The organism is Asticcacaulis solisilvae (genome assembly GCF_017875235.1).
Taxonomy (GTDB): domain Bacteria; phylum Pseudomonadota; class Alphaproteobacteria; order Caulobacterales; family Caulobacteraceae; genus Asticcacaulis; species Asticcacaulis solisilvae_A.
This window is the reverse complement of the sequence record NZ_JAGGMI010000005.1, coordinates 132302-150606: the sequence shown is the minus strand read 5'-3', so window position 1 is coordinate 150606 and position 18305 is coordinate 132302. Positions and strand designations below refer to the sequence as shown.

General features: G+C 61.8%; 18 protein-coding genes and 1 other RNA gene. 11 read left to right on the top strand and 8 right to left on the bottom strand.

Annotation, left to right across the window (positions count from 1 at the left end; translation table 11 throughout):
* Positions 1–97 precede the first annotated feature (97 nt).
* Positions 98–1129 (top strand): agmatine deiminase family protein, encoded by a 1032-nt coding sequence (locus J2X24_RS10440; protein ID WP_209720685.1) that lies wholly within the window; start codon positions 98–100, stop codon positions 1127–1129.
* Between the two features lie 55 nt (positions 1130–1184).
* Positions 1185–2066 carry an N-carbamoylputrescine amidase gene (gene aguB, locus J2X24_RS10435; protein ID WP_209720682.1) on the top strand — a complete coding sequence of 294 codons (882 nt, stop codon included), beginning with the start codon at positions 1185–1187 and terminating at the stop codon, positions 2064–2066.
* On the opposite strand, the gene J2X24_RS10430 is transcribed toward aguB, so the two are convergent.
* The 4 genes from J2X24_RS10430 to pelA all read right to left on the bottom strand — a co-directional run bounded on the left by J2X24_RS10430 (position 2063) and on the right by pelA (position 7094).
* Positions 2063–2776 carry a pseudouridine synthase gene (locus tag J2X24_RS10430; protein WP_209720679.1) on the bottom strand — a complete coding sequence of 238 codons (714 nt, stop codon included), beginning with the start codon at positions 2774–2776 and terminating at the stop codon, positions 2063–2065. The two genes, aguB and J2X24_RS10430, sit on opposite strands and share 4 nt — an antisense overlap.
* On the bottom strand, positions 2773–3798 hold the full coding sequence (locus J2X24_RS10425; RefSeq protein ID WP_209720676.1) for a class I SAM-dependent methyltransferase: 1026 nt from the start codon (positions 3796–3798) through the stop codon (positions 2773–2775). The genes J2X24_RS10430 and J2X24_RS10425 overlap by 4 nt, the downstream gene beginning before the upstream one ends.
* Positions 3799–4020: 222 nt before the next feature.
* Positions 4021–5649, bottom strand: a complete 1629-nt coding sequence (locus J2X24_RS10420) for an alpha-glucosidase (RefSeq protein ID WP_209720673.1) — start codon at positions 5647–5649, stop codon at positions 4021–4023.
* Between the two features lie 149 nt (positions 5650–5798).
* Positions 5799–7094 (bottom strand): pectate lyase, encoded by a 1296-nt coding sequence (pelA, locus tag J2X24_RS10415; RefSeq protein ID WP_209720670.1) that lies wholly within the window; start codon positions 7092–7094, stop codon positions 5799–5801.
* A 118-nt stretch (positions 7095–7212) separates the two neighbouring features.
* On the opposite strand from pelA, the gene ffs reads away from it, so the two are divergent.
* An RNA gene (ffs, locus tag J2X24_RS10410) (signal recognition particle sRNA small type) lies at positions 7213–7308 on the top strand.
* Positions 7309–7400: 92 nt separating this feature from the next.
* On the opposite strand, the gene J2X24_RS10405 is transcribed toward ffs, so the two are convergent.
* Entirely contained in the window at positions 7401–8126 is a 726-nt protein-coding gene (locus J2X24_RS10405) for a metallophosphoesterase (protein ID WP_209720667.1), read from the bottom strand.
* Positions 8127–8343: 217 nt separating this feature from the next.
* Here J2X24_RS10405 and J2X24_RS10400 point away from each other — a divergent pair, with 217 nt between their 5' ends.
* Positions 8344–10302, top strand: a complete 1959-nt coding sequence (locus tag J2X24_RS10400) for a methyl-accepting chemotaxis protein (protein ID WP_209720664.1) — start codon at positions 8344–8346, stop codon at positions 10300–10302.
* An 8-nt stretch (positions 10303–10310) separates the two neighbouring features.
* Here the strand turns inward: J2X24_RS10400 and J2X24_RS10395 are convergent, their stop codons facing one another.
* On the bottom strand, positions 10311–10538 hold the full coding sequence (locus tag J2X24_RS10395) for a hypothetical protein (protein WP_209720661.1): 228 nt from the start codon (positions 10536–10538) through the stop codon (positions 10311–10313).
* Positions 10539–10678: 140 nt separating this feature from the next.
* On the opposite strand from J2X24_RS10395, the gene J2X24_RS10390 reads away from it, so the two are divergent.
* The 5 genes from J2X24_RS10390 (at position 10679) to J2X24_RS10370 (ending at position 15295) form a co-directional block, all read left to right on the top strand.
* Positions 10679–11824, top strand: coding sequence for a carbohydrate porin (locus J2X24_RS10390; RefSeq protein WP_209720658.1), 1146 nt, complete (start codon positions 10679–10681; stop codon positions 11822–11824).
* 167 nt (positions 11825–11991) lie between these two features.
* On the top strand, positions 11992–13803 hold the full coding sequence (locus tag J2X24_RS10385) for a DNA polymerase III subunit gamma/tau (RefSeq protein WP_209720655.1): 1812 nt from the start codon (positions 11992–11994) through the stop codon (positions 13801–13803).
* Positions 13803–14132 (top strand): YbaB/EbfC family nucleoid-associated protein, encoded by a 330-nt coding sequence (locus J2X24_RS10380; protein ID WP_209721250.1) that lies wholly within the window; start codon positions 13803–13805, stop codon positions 14130–14132. Before J2X24_RS10385 ends, J2X24_RS10380 begins: the two co-directional genes overlap by 1 nt.
* Before the next feature lie 102 nt (positions 14133–14234).
* Positions 14235–14834: a recombination mediator RecR gene (gene recR, locus J2X24_RS10375; RefSeq protein WP_245344604.1), complete on the top strand. Its 600-nt coding sequence runs from the start codon at positions 14235–14237 to the stop codon at positions 14832–14834.
* A 41-nt stretch (positions 14835–14875) separates the two neighbouring features.
* On the top strand, positions 14876–15295 hold the full coding sequence (locus J2X24_RS10370) for a hypothetical protein (protein WP_209720652.1): 420 nt from the start codon (positions 14876–14878) through the stop codon (positions 15293–15295).
* Positions 15296–15299: 4 nt separating this feature from the next.
* Here J2X24_RS10370 and J2X24_RS10365 read toward each other — a convergent pair whose 3' ends face one another.
* Both J2X24_RS10365 and J2X24_RS10360 read right to left on the bottom strand, forming a co-directional pair.
* A complete protein-coding gene (locus J2X24_RS10365; RefSeq protein WP_209720649.1) occupies positions 15300–15755 on the bottom strand; it encodes a YaiI/YqxD family protein in 456 nt (151 codons plus the stop codon).
* The gene (locus J2X24_RS10360; RefSeq protein ID WP_209720645.1) at positions 15752–16297 is read right to left on the bottom strand and encodes a VUT family protein; all 546 of its coding nucleotides are present in this window, start codon (positions 16295–16297) and stop codon (positions 15752–15754) included. Before J2X24_RS10360 ends, J2X24_RS10365 begins: the two co-directional genes overlap by 4 nt.
* Before the next feature lie 98 nt (positions 16298–16395).
* Between J2X24_RS10360 and J2X24_RS10355 the strand changes: the two genes are divergently transcribed.
* Both J2X24_RS10355 and def read left to right on the top strand, forming a co-directional pair.
* On the top strand, positions 16396–17685 hold the full coding sequence (locus tag J2X24_RS10355; RefSeq protein WP_209720642.1) for a DNA recombination protein RmuC: 1290 nt from the start codon (positions 16396–16398) through the stop codon (positions 17683–17685).
* 56 nt (positions 17686–17741) lie between these two features.
* Positions 17742–18272 (top strand): peptide deformylase, encoded by a 531-nt coding sequence (gene def, locus J2X24_RS10350; protein ID WP_209720639.1) that lies wholly within the window; start codon positions 17742–17744, stop codon positions 18270–18272.
* Positions 18273–18305: the final 33 nt, after the last annotated feature.

Here is an 18305-nt window from a genome sequence, read left to right as displayed (position 1 = left end):
CGCAAAATCATAGTCAAAACAATTCCGCCTGTGGTAAGAGCAGGCGAACATGAAGCCCTTCGTCCCAACGAGGCTTCGTCAACCTCCAGGAAGTGACATGACACGATTGGTTCCCGCGGAATGGGAAGCGCACAAGGCCATGTGGCTCGGCTTTCCCAGCCATGAAATCCTCTGGCAGGAAGATCTGATTCCGGCCCAGGCTGAAGTCGCGGCCCTGGCGCGCGTCCTGGCGGAAATGGGCGATGAACACGTCAAGCTCATGGTCATGGGCGATGAAGCGCACAAGGCGGCGCAAAGCCTGCTGGGCGATGTCGAACGCGTCGAAATCGTCGACGGCCGCTTTGGCGACATCTGGTTCCGTGACACCGGTCCCGTCTATGTCGCCGACGATCCCGATGAGGACGACCTGCATCAGGCCAAGCCGATTGGTTTCCGCAACAACGGCTGGGGCGGTAAATATGCGCTGCCGCACGATGACGAGGTCTCAACCCAGATCAGCGCGTCCGATGGTATCGAAGGGGAGCTTCAGGACTTCATCCTCGAAGGCGGCGCGATTGACCATGACGGCCACGGCACCGTCCTGACGACGCGGCAATGCCTGCTTAACCCCAATCGCAATCCCGGCTGGACCGAGGAAAAGGCCGAAGCTGCACTGAAGGCGGCGCTTGGCGCGCGCAAGGTTATCTGGCTGGGCGACGGCATGTTGAACGACCATACCGACGGCCACGTCGACAACCTGGCGCGCTTCGTGGCGCCGGGGGTTGTGGCCTGCCCGGTGGCCTATGGTCGCGACGACCCCAATGCCGATGTCTATGACGCCACCGCGCGCCTGTTGGCCAGCCAGACCGATGCGCGCGGCCAGTCGCTTCAGGTCGTTCGCATCCCGTCGCCAGGGAAGGTGACCGACGAAGACGGCGAGATCGTGCCGGCCTCACATATGAACTTCCTGATCGCTAATGATTGCGTCGTCGTGCCGATTTACAAGGAACGGCCGGGCGAACTGGCGGTCGAGGCCTTGCAGAGCCTGTTCCCGGAGCGCCAGGTGGTTGGCCTGTCGTCCAAGGCCATCCTGACCGGCGGCGGCAGCTTTCACTGCATCAGCCAGCAGGTTCCACTGATCAAGGCTTGAGAATCTTCGTGTCGTTCCCATCTGCGAACGGCCAATCATTTCTGGAGTACCTGCCATGACCCGCACGGTGAAAGTCGCGGCGCTGCAAACCGCCTACGGCTCCGACATGGACGCCAATATCGCGAAGACAGAAGCGCTCGTCCGCAAAGCCGCGGCCGAGGGCGCGCAGGTCATCCTGCCGTCGGAACTGTTCCAGGGCGAATATTTCTGCGTCAGCCAGGAAGAAAAGTGGTTTGCCACCGCCTTTCCGTGGCGCACGCATCCGGCGGTCCTGGCCATGCAGAAGCTGGCGAAGGAACTGGATGTCGTCATCCCAACCTCGATCTACGAATCGGAAGGCCCGCACTATTTCAACAGCCTGGTTGTCGTTGACGCCGGCGGGGAACTGCTGGGCGTCTATCGCAAGTCGCATATCCCCGACGGCCCGGGCTATCAGGAAAAATACTATTTCCGTCCCGGCGATACCGGCTTCAAGGTCTGGGACACGAAATATGCCCGCATCGGCGTCGGTATCTGCTGGGACCAGTGGTATCCGGAAGCCGCGCGCGCCATGGCCCTGCAGGGCGCCGAGATCCTGTTCTACCCGACGGCCATCGGCTCGGAACCGCATGACGATTCGCTTGACACCGCAGCCCCCTGGCAGCGCGTCATGCAGGGCCACGCGGTCGCCAATGTCATCCCGGTCGTGGCGTCGAACCGTATCGGCACCGAAAGCCTGATCTCGCCGCAGAACGGTTGCGGCCAGACCTTCTACGGCCACAGCTTCATCGCCAATCATCGCGGCGACAAGGTGGCGGAATATGGGGCGAAGGAAGAGGGCGTCCTCGTCGCCGAATTCGACCTCGATTACCTGAAGACCCACCGCGCCGCCTGGGGCTTCTTCCGCGATCGCCGGCCGGAGTTCTACGCGCCGCTGGCCAATCCACGTCCTGCCTAACTCGCATCCGGCTTAACGAGTAACCCATCACGCTCGGCCGGTGTCAGAACACGCCATTGGCCGGCCTCGAGGCCGCCGAGCGTCAGTTCCGCCATCTGTGAACGGTGCAGGGTTTCGACGTGGTTGCCGACGGCGGCGAACATGCGCCGGACCTGGTGGTAGCGGCCTTCGTAGAGCGTCAGGCGGGCTGTCGTCTGACCGGTTATTTCCAGAAATGCTGGTTTAAGTGCGTCCTTTTCGCTCTCAAGAACCAGCGTGCCGGAGGCGAAAATATCCTTATATTTCCGGTCGATAGGTCGCGCGCACGTCACTTCATATATTTTGGAAACGTGATTTTTCGGCGAAATGATGCGGTGAAGGAAGTCACCGTCATCGGTGAATAGCAGAAGTCCTGACGTGTCCGAGTCGAGCCGGCCGATGGTCGACAGGACCGGCTTGCGCAAGGCGAAACGTTCGGGCAGCAGTTCGTAAACCAGTTGCCCGCGGTCCTTCAGTGAACAGACATAGCCGGTCGGCTTGTTGAGCATCAGCACGACGCCAAAGTCAGGGTCGAGCGGCTTGCCGCGATAGCGGATATCGGCGTGGGCGATCGCGCTGTCTTCATCGATCGTGTTATCGGCCGCGTCGGTGAACCGGCCCATGCGCAGGAGCTTCTGGACCTCCTTGCGGCTGCCGTAACCCAGATTGGCGAGGTGCTTGATCAGCTTCATTTGCGTTTAGCTTGGGGACCGATGGCCTGGATGATCTTGTAGCCGCCGGTATCGGCCAGCATCTTTACCGATTTGAAGGCGGCCTTCAGCGTGTCCTCGTAAGGCAGGTGGCGGTTGGCGACCATGAACAACTGTCCGCCGGATTTCAGCGCGCCGGCGGCGGCGCGGATAAAGGCCTGGCCGATGTCGCTGCGGTCCTCGCGATCGACGTGGAAGGGCGGATTGCTGATAATCACGTCGTAGTCGCCGGTCACGCCGCGCGTCACGTCCGCCCAGAGGAATTGAGCGCGGTCGCCATATTCGGCCAGATTCTCGCGCGCCAGGTCGAGCGCGCGCTGTTCGGCTTCATAGAGGTCGATATGGGTGAGCTTCGGGCAGCGCTTCAGGGCTGCATCGGCAAGATAGCCGAAACCGGCGCCCAGATCGGCGGCGCGGCCGGACAGGTCGGCCGGCAGATGGTCGATCAGCTTCTGTGAGCCGGCGTCTATACGGTCCCAGGCGAACAGGCCGGGACGGCTGAGATAGCCGGCGTCATTGCGGTGCGGTGCGTCGTTAGCGAGCCATGCTTCCAGTAAATCGGAATCGACCTGGCTCTGGTCGATGCGCGCCCAGAAGACGCGGCACTTGTTTTTCGACAGGCTGGTGACATTACCCGCCAGGGCTTCCAGTTCATTCTCGAATGTCTTGGCGCCCTGGGTATTCGATTGCGCCGCCATGACGATGCCGCCGTCGCGTGTGCTCATGACGGCCCGGGCCAGGAGGGCGCGGTTTTCGTCGCGCTGGCGCTGAGGCAGGACGAGGGTCAGGCCGAAGGCGCGGCCGTCATTTGTGTCGCGGAGAGTGAAGCCGGAGCGGATCAGGGCGTCATAGGCCGGCCGAAAGCTTTGTTCGCAGAGCACTTGCGCGGTCGGGAGGGACGGAAAGCCGGTCCGCGCGCGCAGGAACAGGGCGCCGTCGTCGGGCAGGGCAACGGTGCCATCTTCGATCGGCAGCACCAGGGTTTCGTAAATCGGATCGTTCATCGGCCGGGCTTGTGACATACAAGAGCGGAAAAGGCAAAATTACCTTTCCTTCTCCCCGGCCTCGCCGGCAGGCATTACGGGCAGAAGTGGTCGCTTGCGACCGAATGAGGGGCGACTGTAGAGGTCGCACCTGCATTACTGTCCGCTGCCCTCACCCCAGCCGATGGCTGGCGAAAGTTGTACTTTCGCTGGCGCCAAACCCCTTAAGCGGGGAGAGGGAGCTTAAAGGCGGCACACCCGCGCTTCCCAGCCGCGCAGGGCAGGGGAGATGTCGCCGTAATTGCTGAACACGACGTCGCCCGGCAGGTCACACGCCTGGTCCTCGGCAGAGACATTCAGCGCCACGACAAAGCCTTTGCCGTCGATCGTCCGCTCATAGACGAACAGATGTGGATGATCGGGCATGCGGTCGCGGAAGTCGCCATAAACCAAGGCCGCCTCGGCATGGCGCAACGCGATCAGACGGGCGAAGGCATCGTATAGCGCACCAGACGTTCGGGCATTGACCTCGACATAGTCCGGATTGACCGCCAGCCACGGCGTCCCCGACGTGAACCCGCCGTGCGGCGCGTCCGACCACTGCATCGGTGTGCGAGCGTGGTCGCGGCTGACCTTGTTCTGATTGAAGAGAAACGCCTCGGACGTTGTGCGGCCGCTTTCGACCTCTTCGCGCCAGGCCGCCTTGGTCCACAGGTCATCGAACTGTTCCGGCGCGGTGAACGGAAAGTTGGTCATGCCGATCTCGTCACCCTGGTACATGAAAGGGGTGCCCTTCGTGGTCAGGAGCAAGGTCGCCATGACCTGGGCGGACTTGATCCGCCACTGCGGGCTGTCGTCGCCATAGCGCGACACGACGCGCGGATTGTCGTGGTTGGAAAAGAAGACGGTCGGCCAGCAGTGTTTGTCGAGCGCCGCTTCGTGGCGCGTAAAGATACGTTTCAGCTCCGGCAGGGTCCACGGTTTCCACCGTCCGTCGGCGCCGCGGTCGATCTCAACCGTATCGAACTGGAAGATCATGTCGAGTTCGCCGCGCCGTTCGTCGATCAGCAGCGGCGTCTGGTCAAGGGTTACGCCAAACGCCTCACCGACCGTCATGGTGTCGTAGGGGGCCAGCGCCTCACGCCGCATTTCCTGCAGATATTCGTGAAGCTTTGGCCCGGTCGTATAGGCGAATTGCGGCTTGGCACATTGATCCGCAAGGAGGTCCTTGAATTCCTGATCTTTGGAAATGAACGGGATGACGTCCATGCGAAAGCCGTCAACGCCCTTATCGAGCCAGAACCGCATCAGGTCATGGACTTCGTGGCGTACCTTTGGGTTTTCCCAGTTGAGATCAGGTTGCTTGCTGGCAAACAGGTGCAGGTACCAGTCGTCGCCCTCGCGCGTCCAGGCCGGGCCCAGGAAGATCGAGGTCCAGTTGTTGGGCGGTTCATTCCCTCGCCCCGGCCGCCAGATATAGTAGTCGCGATAGGGATTGTCCGGCCCCTTGCGGCTTTCGGCGAACCAGACGTGTTCATCGCTGGAATGGTTGACGACCAGGTCGATGATCAGCTTCATGCCGGCGGTGTGGATGGCGCAAAGCAGTGCGTCGAAATCGGCCATGGCGCCGAACTCGGCCATGACGGCGCGATAGTCGCGGATGTCATAGCCATTATCGGCATTGGGGGAGTCGAAATGCGGGCTCAGCCAGATGACATCAACGCCCAGGCCCTTGATATGTTCAAGCTTGCTGAGGACGCCGCGCAGGTCGCCGATACCGTCGCCATTGCTGTCGCAAAAGGAACGCGGATAGATCTGATAGACGACCGCTTCCTTCCACCAGCGCCGGCTGTAACCGTTGAGTGTGTCCACTTCCTTCTCCCTTTTATGGCGGGGAAAGGTGGTTCAGCTTTACCTGCCGGCGAGGCCTGGACCGGATGAGGGGCAAACCCTTTTCCGATCTTGCTGAACGGCTGGTAAGCCCCTCACCCCAACCCTCTCCCCAAGCAGGGAGAGGGGGTTTAAGGGTGAGTCTGGCTCCATTTCGCATAGGCGTCCAGCGCCTTTTGCGGGGTTGTGTTGTACCACGAATAGCCGCGGCGGCGTTCCTGGCTGATCTCGGTGACCGTGTCGTGGATCGACTTGTCGCGATCGCCGAAGATCGGCTTGCCGGTCTTGAAGTCGTAATAGCGCGACCACAACAAGGGGGCACCGGGTTGCGGCTGCAATACGCGGTCGTCGGGAATCTTGATCCAGGCGACGTCATGCAGAGCGGCGGCCTTGAGCCACGCCACGCCGGCATGCACCGAAGCGACGATGCGCGGCGACGGGTTCTTGATCTGCATCAGGTAGACCAGCAGGCCGGCGCTTTCAGCGCTCGCCAGCGACGGCGGCTCGTAGTTGCGCGCCGAGGTCGGTTCCAGTGTCAGGGCATCGTGCTGCTGACCCCAGACGGTCAGCTTGCCGTCGATGCGCACCTGGGTGAGCAGGATGCATTCGACGGCGCGATCGACCGCCGTGCGCGCCCGGTTGCGCAAGCCTTGCGTCACGAAGCCGAAACCATTGCGGCCTTCGGCGGCGAAGGTCAGGACTTCGGTCACGTCGCCCAGTGCGTCGTCATTATAGGTGACCGCGTCGTGATAGCCGCCTTGCAGCGGGAAGACCTGGGGCCAGCCACCATTGGGAAATTGGGCGGTCAGCATGTATTCCAGGCCGCGCAGAACCGCCTTGCGGTAGACGTCGCCTTCCGCGCCGGGCAGGGCTTCGCCGACGCGCGCCAGGAATTTCAGCTCGGTCGTCGTCGCGCCATTGTCGAAGGTGCCAACATAGTTCCAGCCACCTTCGGCCGGTTGATCATTGTCGCCGGGCTTCAGGTGCGCGGAAACATTGTCGCCGGTATAGGACTGGCCGCGCTGACGGGCAGGCACGTTACGCAGCATGTTCTTGCCCCAGCCCCCTGCCGGCGTCTGGAAGCTGACAATGGTGTCGGCAACGCTGCGTGCCTCAGGCGTGGCATACCATTCCGCCGCGTTCTTCAACGGCATGGTCTTGGCGCTGTCGCCGTGGGGCGAAGGCTTGGGCACAGCCGTCAGACCTTCACGCTCGGCAGTGAGCGCCGCCTTGTCCGCCGCCTGCAATGTTTTCGATGTCTGGATGTAGGTTGTCCAGGCGGCCCGATCTGCTTCGGGCAAGCTGGCGACCCTTTCGGCCGTGAGAGGCAGGGCAGGTACGTTCTGTCCGATCACTTCCGCAAAAGCCGGGGCCGTCAGAAGCGCTGCCGAAAGGATAAAGGCGGTAAGGCGTGCACGCGAAATCATGTCTGTATTCCCTGTTTTGCACGACCTTGCCATGGGGCGCGCGGTGGGGCAAGCAGGATTGACACCGGTGGCATTCGAAAATGCTCTTGCGCATGGCGGTTAAAATACGCATATAGGCGGTGAGACGGTGCGGGCGAAGGCCTCGCCAACCTGGTCAGGGCCGGAAGGCAGCAGCCACAACGAATTCACCTTCGGGTCGTGCCGTCTCACCTCTTTATGGCTCAAGCGCCGCGAGGCTCCTCGCCTCCGCTCGGGCGGGCAGTCGCCCTTGCCAAGCCGAAAGATGGCTTGGAAATCATGACTTAATCAGATATCGCCCTCGACCCTGAGAAAGCTACGTGTCTCGCCGTGAAGCCGTGCGGCCGTCAGTATGCCGTTGAAGTAGATGCCGGTGTCGACGCCGATGCGCCACGGCAGGTTGGACGGTTCATCATCGGGCGTATGACCGTGAACGACCACATGGTCGCAGGCCTTTTCGGAGCGCAGGAAGCGGCCACGAATATACATCCATGTTTCCGGTCCCTGTTCCGTCAAAAGCCTGTCGGGATCGACGCCGGCATGGACAAAGAGATAGTCATCGGCCTGATAGATCGCCGGCAGTCGTTCCAGCATGGCGCGATGCGCCGGATCCATGGCGCGTGAGAATGCGGCGCTGACATCCTGCCACACCTGCGGATCGTTGGTCAGGAACGGCATGGCAACGCCATAGCTGGCCAGGGTCGCGGCGCCGCCCCAGTCGCGCCAGGTTTCGCCGAACTCCGGCTCTTTGACAAACCGCAGCAGGGCGTCTTCGTGATTGCCCTTCAGCGCGATCAGGTCGCACCACTCGGCGGCCTCAAGGCGCAGGATGCGCTCAAGGACCTGTCGCGACGCCGGACCGCGGTCGATATAGTCGCCCAAAAGCACGATGCATGGCTTTTCGCCAGCCAGTTCCGCGTCGATGCGAATACGGTCGAGCAGGCGTTCGAAATGGCCGTCATAGCCGTGGATGTCGCCGATGGCGTAGGTGAGGCGGGAACTGCGGGAGGACATGGTCTTAATGTAGGGGGGCGATCGCGTGATGCGAACCCGCTTTCTCAAATAAAACCGGACTGTTACCGCTTACCGCACCGTGTTTTTGTTCAACTGACAGGCGAGGACTTAAGGCCGCGTTAAGCATGATGCGGGTACATAAGTGTACGGTCGCACCGGTCATCTCGCCTGAAAGCGCAATGGCCGGACGGGGGCGCATCGCAGTCGGAGTAACAGTATGAATTTGCGAACGAAATTTGTCGGCCTGGGCGCCACCTGTGCCTGCCTGGTCATGACGGTCGTCGGCGTCAACTGGCACTCTTCGAACCTGACCGAAGCGCATATCAGGCAGTCGTCGACCATTACCGTCATCACGCAACGGCACATGGAAGGCGACATGATGCATGACGCCATGAATTCCGACGTGCTGGGCGCCATGGTGGCCCAGTCGTCCGGCAACGTTCAGGGCGTGACGAGTGCCCAGGAAGAGTTTCGCGCCCACGCCGCCAATTTCCGCAGCAATCTTGAGAAGAACCGCGCGGAAAATGTCCCGGAAGGCTTGAAGAAGAGCTTCGACGCCACCCTGCAAAGCCTTGAAGCCTACACCTCCGCCGGCGAAACCGCCCTGGCCGGTATTGCTGCAGGCAGCGGCGCCGGTGCGATGGCCGATTTCGAGGCCCGCTTCTCGGCAATGGAAGCCAGCAACGAGGCGCTGTCGGGCGAAATCGACACCTGGATGAAAAAGGCCGACGCGCACGCCGTCGCAGCCGGCGAACAGATGGAGCTGATCGTCAGCATCCTGTCGGCGCTGGCCATCTTCGGCGTCGTTCTGATGGCCTGGCTGCTGTGGCGCGACATCCTGAAGCCGCTGAACGCCATGGCGGGCACCATCACCTCCATCGCGAAGGGCGATACGGACATTAATGTCGACTATGTCCGCCGCGGCGACGAAATCGGCATCCTGGCGCGCGCGACGGAAACCCTGCGCGGCAATGCGCGCGAAGCCTTCATGGTCAACCAGATGGTCCAGGGCATGCCGACCTCGGTCATGTCGGTCGATGTGCGCGACAATCTGCGCATCAACTATGCCAACACGTCGACCCTGGACCTGCTGAAGCGGCTCGACGCCTTCCTGCCGGTCAAGGGCGACCAGGTCATCGGCCAGTCGATCGACATCTTCCACAAGCATCCGGAACACCAACGCCGCCTGCTGAGCACTCCTCAGAACCTGCCGCACCGCGCCAACATCAATCTCGGCGGCGAATCCATCGACCTTCAGATTTCGGCCGTGCGCGACCAGAAGGGCGAATATGTCGCCGCCATGCTGGTCTGGGAGCTGGTGACGGCCAAGACGCACCTGACGCAGGAATTCGAGACGAACGTCCAGCAGGTCGTGTCCAGCCTGGCGGCATCCGCCGAAGAACTGTCGCGCGTGGCCTCATCCATGACCGACGAGCTTAAGCGCAGCGCCGGACTGGCCGTTTCGGCATCGTCGGCGGCCAGCCAGACGACATCGAACGTTCATACCGTGGCGGCCGCCGCCGAGGAACTGTCGGCGTCGATTCGCGAAATTTCCTCGCAGATCCAGGTCACCAACAACCTGGTGCGCGAGTCCTATACCAAGGTCCAGAACGCCGACCTGCTGGCGCAGAAGCTGGCCCAGGCATCTGAGCGCGTCAACGAGGTCACCGCCGTCATCGCCGGTATTTCCAGCCAGATCAACCTGCTGGCGCTCAATGCGACTATTGAATCGGCGCGCGCCGGCGACGCCGGCCGTGGCTTCGCCGTCGTGGCCGGCGAGGTCAAGAACCTGGCCAACCAGACCAACCGCTCGATCGGTGAAATCAACAGTGTGATCGAAGAGATGCGGCTGGCGTCGAGCGACATCATCGATGCCCTGTCCGACATCAAATCATCGGTCGACAACATCACCCAGGCGACGACCTCGGTCGCTTCGGCCGTTGAGGAGCAGTCGGCGACGACGCAGGACATCGCGCGCAACATGGCGCTGGCGGCGGAAGGCACGCAGATGATCAGCGACAACCTGCACGACGTATCGAGCGTGACGACCGAAAGCGGCGAGGCTTCGGCCCAGCTCTATGGCTCTTCGCAGGACCTGTCAGAGCAGGCCAATGTTCTGCGTGGCCGCGTGGCGGACTTCCTGACCAAGATGAACACCAACGTCGAAGCGGCGTAGGCGCGTCTTTATCTATTGACGCGGCAGGCGGCGCGACGGCGAGCGACCTCGGCATTATACCCGTTCAGCAGGGCGCGTTTTTCCCGCACCGAGCCGTTACGATAGGCCGAAGTGTCGGTGATCGGGCGCAGGGCTTCGGTCAGACAGGCGCGATAGGCGGCGGTCGTCGGCGTCCCTGCCTGAACGGAGGCCGGCAGGGTGAGCAGGGCGACAAGGCCGAGAGCAAACAGTTTCATAATAGAACGTATTCCACACAAGGTGCATTTCGACCGGCAAAAATCGGGCCGAAGTTTACCTGTCGCTAACCTTGCCCGTAAACCTTAATATAGAAAGGTTATGCTAATTTTGACCCAGTATAGTGCTGGGAAGTTGTAATATGTCGCGTATCTGTGGTAATAATATACTGGTTAAGGCGATCGCCTTTTGTCTCGGCTTGGCGATGGCTGTGCCGGCAAGTGCGGAAACCGCGTTTGATGCTGTCCTGACCACGGATGTCCTGTCCAATCAACAGGGGGGGCTGCGCGAAGGCACGCGGGTTATGGCCAATCTCGATTTGTCGGCGGCGTGGACCGGCGACAATGGCTGGGAAGCGTTCGGCTACATGCTGGCCGATGCGGGTGGCGGGTTTTCCGAAACCTACAGCGGCGATGCCCAGGTGGTTTCCAATATCGACGCGCCTGCGGGTGTGCGCCTGTTTGAAGCCTGGGTCCGCAAGACCTCGGCTGATGAACGCCTGGTGGTCACCGCCGGTATCATCAATCTCAATGGTATATTCGATACCCAGGAAGCGGGTGCGCTGTTTCTCAACGCGTCGCACGGCATCGGCGTCGACTTTGCCCAAGCCGGACCGTCCATTTTTCCGATCTCGGGCCTTGGCGCCGTCGCGGAATGGCGGTTGACCGACGAGACCCGCGTGCGGGCCGGTGTCTTCGACGGCATGCCGGGAGATCCGGGGAATATCAAACGCTTTGCCGCCCTGAATCTCGACGCCGAAGACGGCGTCCATTGGGTCGCCGAACTCGAGCACAACTTCCCGCGCGGTTACGTCAAGCTGGGCGTCTGGTCATGCTCGGCCGAAGCCGATCGCCTCGACGGCCTGGGCCGGATCAAGGGCAATGACGGCGTCTATGCGCAGGTCAAGTATGATCTTATCCGCGAAGCCACGGACGACGGGCAGGGCCTGTCCGGCTGGGTTCGCTCGGGTGTGGCCAATCCTGACATCCAGGCAGTGGCAAGCTATGCCGGCGGGGGGCTGGTCTATACCGGACCGTTCCCCGGCCGCGACTCCGATGCAGTGGGGCTGGCGATCGCTCATGCGCGTTTCGGCTATCCCTATGCGGACAGCCTGGGCCTTGATCTTGAACCCGAGACGACGGTCGAACTCAGCTACCGCTATGAAATCCGCAGCGGCTTCTCGATCCAGCCGGACCTGCAATATATCCGCCGCCCGTCGGGTGACCCGTCGATCAAGGACGCGGTCGTCGCGGGCGTACGTCTGCGCGTCGGTCTGGAAGCGCTATAAAGCCTCTCTTGCAGGCGGGCGACTGGCTGAGCATATAGACGCCTAAAGCGCAGGCGGCGGGCACCACCGCCCGCTGAGCAACGGAACCGTGGACAACGCGTTGGATGGTTGCCGGCGAATCGCGCTTTAAGGCTGTTAAAGTGTGTGTTTCCGACTATAAATCGCCCATGTCCGATAATCCCGACCTTGACGATCCCTTTGCCAGCGACGCCATCGAAGACGCGCACGACGATCTTACGGCGGATATTTTCGGCGAGTCGACGCCCGTACCCAACGCGCCGGCGCAGACGACCGACAAGTCGGAATCCTACACCGTTCTGGCGCGCAAATATCGGCCGCGTACCTTTGAGGATCTGATCGGCCAGGAGGCCATGGTCAGGACCCTGACAAACGCCTTTGCTTCCAATCGTATCGCCCACGCCTTCATGCTGACCGGCGTGCGCGGCGTCGGCAAGACGACGACCGCCCGCCTGCTGGCGCGCGCGCTCAACTACGATACCGATACCGTCCATCAGCCCAGTGTCGAGCTCAAGGTCATGGGCCGTCACGATCAGGCGATCATCGACGGCCGCCATATCGACGTGCTGGAACTCGATGCCGCGTCGCGCACAGGCGTCGACGCCATGCGCGAACTGCTGGAATCGGTGCGTTATGCCCCTGTCGAGGCGCGTTACAAGGTCTACGTCATCGACGAAGTCCACATGCTGTCGACCGGCGCCTTCAACGCGCTGCTGAAGACACTGGAAGAGCCGCCGCCCCACGCCAAGTTCATCTTCGCCACGACCGAAATCCGCAAGGTCCCGGTGACCATCCTGTCGCGCTGCCAGCGCTTCGACCTGCGCCGCGTCGAGCCCGAAACCCTGATCCCGCATCTGGAAAAGATCTGCGCCCTGGAAGGCGTCAAGATCGAGCCCGATGCCCTGGCCCTGATCGCCCGCGCCGCCGAAGGTTCGGTACGCGATTCGCTGTCCCTGTTGGATCAGGCTTTGGTCCAGGGCGAGCCCGGTGAGACGGTCGGCACCGAATCCGTCCGCGACATGCTGGGCCTGGCCGACCGCTCGGCGACGCTGGGCCTGTTCGAAAACGTCATTTCTGGCCAGATGAGCGAGGCCCTGCTGGCCTTTCGCACGCTTTACGGCTTTGGCGCTGATCCGGTCCAGCTGATGGGCGACCTGCTCGAATACTGCCACGCGGCCTCGGTCGCCAAGGTGCTGGGGGCGGACGCCACGCGCCTGCCCAAGGCCCAGGCCATGCGGATCACGGCGCTGGGTTCGCAGCTGTCGAACGGCACCTTGTCGCGTCTATGGACCCTGATGCTCAAGGCGTTCGAGGAGCTGCGCCGGGCGCCTGACACCAGCGCGGCTTTTGAAATGGCCTTGGTCCGCATGTGCTATGCGTCGGACCTGCCGGGGCCGGAAGTGCTGATGAAGCGCCTGCAATCGGGCGAACCGCTGGTCGGTGGGCCGGGCGGTGGCGGCGGTGGCGCCCCGCAGGGTACGCAGATGCGCGGCTCGGCCATGGTCCGTCCCGCGCCGGCGCCGGTAGCATTGCCAAACCCGCAGACCTTCGCCGAAGTGCTGAAGATGATTGAGGAAAAGCGCGATATCGGCCTACGCGTCGATGTCGAACGCTATGTCCGCCTCGTGTCTTTCCGCCCGGGCGCGATTACGTTTGAGCCGGCGCCCAATGCGCCGATCGACCTGGTGCGCAAGCTCTCGATGAAGCTGAAGGAGTGGACGGGGCAGCGCTGGCTGATCGCCACCGAAGGGCAGGGCGGGGCCGAGACCATCTATGAACGCGACCAGCGCGAAACCGCGGCGGCGAAGGCGAAAATTCTCGAAAGCCCGTTCGTGGCCAACCTGCTCGCCACCTTCCCCGGCGCGGAGATCACGGCGGTCCGTGCCCGGCTTAAACCCATGGCGCCGGACGTCACCGTGGCGCCCGACGAAAACGATGACGAAGACAAGGATGATGAGTGATGGATTTCCAGGCATTGATGAAGCAGGCGCAGAAGGTCCAGCAGCAGTTCGCTGAGGCCCAGACCAAGATGCACGAAAGCGTCGTGTCGGGCGCTTCGGGCGCCGGGCTCGTGGCGATCGAGGTCAAGGGCACGGGCGAGATCGCCACGCTCAGGATCGACGACAGCCTGATGAAGGAAGGCGACGCCGAAGTGCTGGCCGACCTGATCATGGCGGCGCACAAGGACGCGCAGAAGAAGCTGGATGAGCTGAACCAGAAGCTTCTGGCCGAAGCCGCGGGCCCCTTAGGCGCCAATGGCGGCCTGCCCAACATGCCGAAGTTCTTCTAAGTTTGTGCTTGCTTCGCCCTCCCCACGTGTGGGGAGGGGGGACCATTGGCGGAGCCAATGGTGGGCGGGGCTTTTTTACTTTCCAACCGCACAGGTATTTCATTGGCCGGAGCCGGACCTGAAATCGAACGCCTGATAGCGCTGCTGGCCAAGCTTCCTGGCCTCGGTCAGCGCTCGGCTAGGCGCGCGGCGCTGGCGCTGCTCAAGCGCCGCGAGCAGCTCTTGCTGCCGCTGACCGCCGCCATGCAGGACGCCGCCGACAAGGTGACGACCTGCCGCGTTTGCGGATCGCTATCGACTCAAGACCCGTGCGCCATTTGCTCGGACCCGGCGCGCGACCGCGCCATGATCTGCGTCGTCGAAGAAGACAGCGCGCTTTGGGCCATGGAGCGCGTCGGCGCTTTTTCCGGCCGCTATCACGTGCTGGGCGGGCTCTTGTCGGCGCTCGACGGCGTGCGGCCGGAAGACCTGCGCATGGAAGGGCTGATCGAGCGCATCAAGGCCGGCGGGATCAGCGAGATCATCATGGCCCTGCCGGCGACGGTCGAAGGCCAGACAACGGCGCACTACATCGCCGACCGTCTCAAATACCACGACAACAGCGTGACCATCTCGCACCTGGCGCGCGGCGTGCCCGTCGGCGGCGATCTCGACTGGCTCGACGACGGGACCATAGCGCACGCATTTAAAAGTAGACGCTAGCGATCACTATGCTAGCGTAGGTTGTTGCAGAGGGGGGACGTATGAGAAAAATAGCGCTTCTAACGGTTGCCTTACTTGTTTTCGTCCCGGCTGTCAGCTCGGCGCAATCGAATGATGACGATTACTTTCTGGGGCTGCTTGATGGAAAGCCGCCGCGCGATCTCGACAAGAAACTCGCAAATGCCGCGCAATATCCGTTAGGAAGCGCGGACAATCCCATCCGCGTGCATGAGCCAAGGGGCGAGGTGCTCTATCTTAGGCGTTTAAGATGTGAGAACGGTCAGCGCCCAGCCTTCGAGCGATCAGGGAGTGCCGGCCTGGGGCCGTTTGACCATATCATCGACGACTACGTGGTGACCTGTGCAGGTTCAAAACCTGCTGAAAGCCATATCTTTATGGATATGTACTTTCCCAACTACGTCGAAACCCGGGCACCGGAAGGCTTCACCATAGTCCCTTAGCGGCTTATCCCATCGCCTTTTTCTGCCGAACGATAATCTGATCCAGCATCTGCAGGAACTTCGACCGATCGGTATTGGCGAACGGTGGCGGCCCGCCGGTGATCTCGCCCGTAGAACGGATATGTTCCATGATCGAGCGTTGCGCCAAAGCCGCGCCGATCGAGTCAGGCGTAAAGGGGCGGCCGTTGGGCGCCAGGGCATGTCCCTTCTTTTCCAGCACACGGCTGGCAAGCGGAATATCGTTGGTCACCACGACATCGCCGGCGACCACCTGCTCGACGATCCAGTCGTCGGCGACGTCCGGCCCGGCATCGACGATCATCCGTGAGATCAGCTTGGACTTCGGGATTTGAATAAAGCTGTTCGACACGACGACTGTCTTGAGTTTGTAACGCTCTGCGACCTTGTAGGTCTCGTCCTTTACCGGACAGGCGTCGGCGTCGATATAGACGGTGATCATGCGGTCTTGGCTTCCTGCTTTTCACGCTGGCGCATCAGTACGAAGATGATCAGGCAGGCGACAAAGCGGCTGACGATCGCGGCGGCGAAAGACCACGGATTGAATATGCCCGGGATCGACTGGCTGGCGATGGCCAGGAAGACCGCCGCATCGATCGGCGCGCTGATGGCGGTCGAAATGAACACCCGGCGCGACAAAGGGATTTTCAGGAAGGTGAACAGCGCCCAGTCGATCAGTTCGCTGATCAGGAAGGCGCAGGTCGAGGCGAAGGCCACCGTCGGGTCCGACGTCATGTAGGACAGGACCAGGCCGATGCCTAAGAAAAGAAAGATATAGTGGCCGACCTCGCGCTGGGCGAAGTCGCGCACCACCAGGGTCAGGCCAGTCACGACGGTCAGCGGATGCCAGTCGCCGCCGGTCGGCAGCGGCACGGTCTGGATCTTGTCGAAGCCCCAGTTCACGAACGGAATGCAGGCGAGGTACAGGTAGGTCCACGGCGTCCTGGCCGTGAATACGCGTTTGATAAACGTGTTGAAATCCATCGCCCCATCCTTATCGTCGAGTCATGCTCGCCTTGCCTTCAGAAGCATAGAGCATTTTCGACTCGCCGAAACACCAGAATCCGCTTATAGAACATTGCATGAACATTGAAAGCCTTGTCCTGATCCTTGTCGCGCTGGTCTTCATGGGCCTAAGCGTGGTGCTGTTTTTCGAAAACAAGCGTCTGCGCGGCCGCAATGACGAGCTGAACGACAAGCTGATTACCGGCTCTGGAGAGCTTGAACGCCTGCGCGAACGCACGCGCAATCTCGAGGACGCGCGCTCGACCATGAGCGAACAGTTCCAGTTAGTCTCTCACGAAGCCATGCAGAAGTCGGCCGATTCGCTGCTGAAGCGCGCCGAGGAATCGTTCACCGCGCGCGAGCGGCTGGCCTTGGAGCGCATGGACAAAAGCCTGCAGCCGGTCTCCGAGACGCTGACGCGCTTCGAGGCCCAGGTGAAGGCGATGGAGGAGTCGCGCGCTACTGACAAGGGCGGGCTGACCGAGCAGATCGGCCAGCTTCTGGCGGCGTCCAATGAAACGCGCGACGTGACGCAGAAGCTGGCCAATGCCCTGCGCCGGGGCGCGGGTGTGCAGGGACGGTGGGGCGAAGAGACGCTGCGCAATGTGCTTCAGGCTGCCGGCCTGACGCGCTTCGACTTTATTGAACAGCACAATCTCGACACCGATGAAGGCCGCCGGCGTCCGGACGTCGTTGTGCGCATGCCGGGCGACAAGTCGAACGGCATCTTCGTCATCGACTCCAAGGTCAATCTGACGGCCTTTCTGGAATCGATGGAAGCCGTGGGCGACGAAGCGCGTGAAGCGGCCCTGCTGCGTCACGTCAACGCCTTGCGTGGCCACGTCCGCGACCTGTCGAGCAAGGTCTATTGGGACCAGTTCAAGGACCAGACCTCGCCGGACTTTGTGGCGTTGTTCATCCCGGGCGACGGCTTCCTGGCCGCGGCGCTCGACCGCTATCCGGCGCTGATGAACGAGGCGATGGACAAGAAGGTCATCATCGTCACGCCGACGACCCTGTTCGCGCTGTGCAAGGCGGTGGTCTATGGCTGGCGCGTCGAAGACCAGATGAAGAATGCCAACCAGATCGCCGAACTCGGTCGCGAACTCTATGCCCGCCTGTCGGTCATGGGCGGCCACGTCTCGACCATGGGCGATGCCCTGGGGCGTGCGGTCGACAAGTACAACGCCTTTGTCGGTTCGCTGGAAACCAAGGTCCTGACCCAGGCGCGGCGTTTCGAAGACCTGCAGGTCGATCACGAAGGCAAGTCGATCCCGGAGCAGAAGCCAGTCGATACCCAGCCGCGCACGGCGACCAAGCTGTTGAGCCTGAAGAGCGATGCCGACGTGGAAAACGAAGCCGTCTGATTACATCAGAAACCGCTAATCTTGATTTTTTAACGGTCTGCGATTAAGTAAGCGCCATGGCTATTCGTGAAATTCTGACTGTACCCCACCCTGTCCTCAAGCAGGTCTCCAAACCCGTTGACGTTGTGACCGACGATCTGCGCCGGCTGATGGATGACATGCTGGAAACCATGTACGACGCGCCGGGCATCGGTCTGGCAGCCGTCCAGATCGGCGAACCGATCCGCGTCATCGTCATGGACCTGCAGGAAAAGCCCGCTGACGATCCGGAAGGCGAAGCGATCAAGAAACCGCGCTATTTCGTTAATCCGGAAATCGTCTGGAAGTCCGAAGAGCTGGCGCCCTACGAAGAAGGCTGCCTGAGCGTTCCGGAAGTCTATGACGAGGTTCAGCGCCCGGCGCGCGTCCGCCTGAAATATCTCGATTACAACGGCAATGAAGTCGAAGAAGAGGCCGATGGCCTGTTCGCCGTCTGCATCCAGCACGAGATGGACCACCTCGAGGGGGTACTGTTCATCGACCACTTGTCCAAGTTGAAGCGCGATCGCGCTGTCACCAAGGTGAAAAAGCTGAAAAAAGCCGCCTAAACTTGCCGATCCGGGCAATACCGACTAGACCCT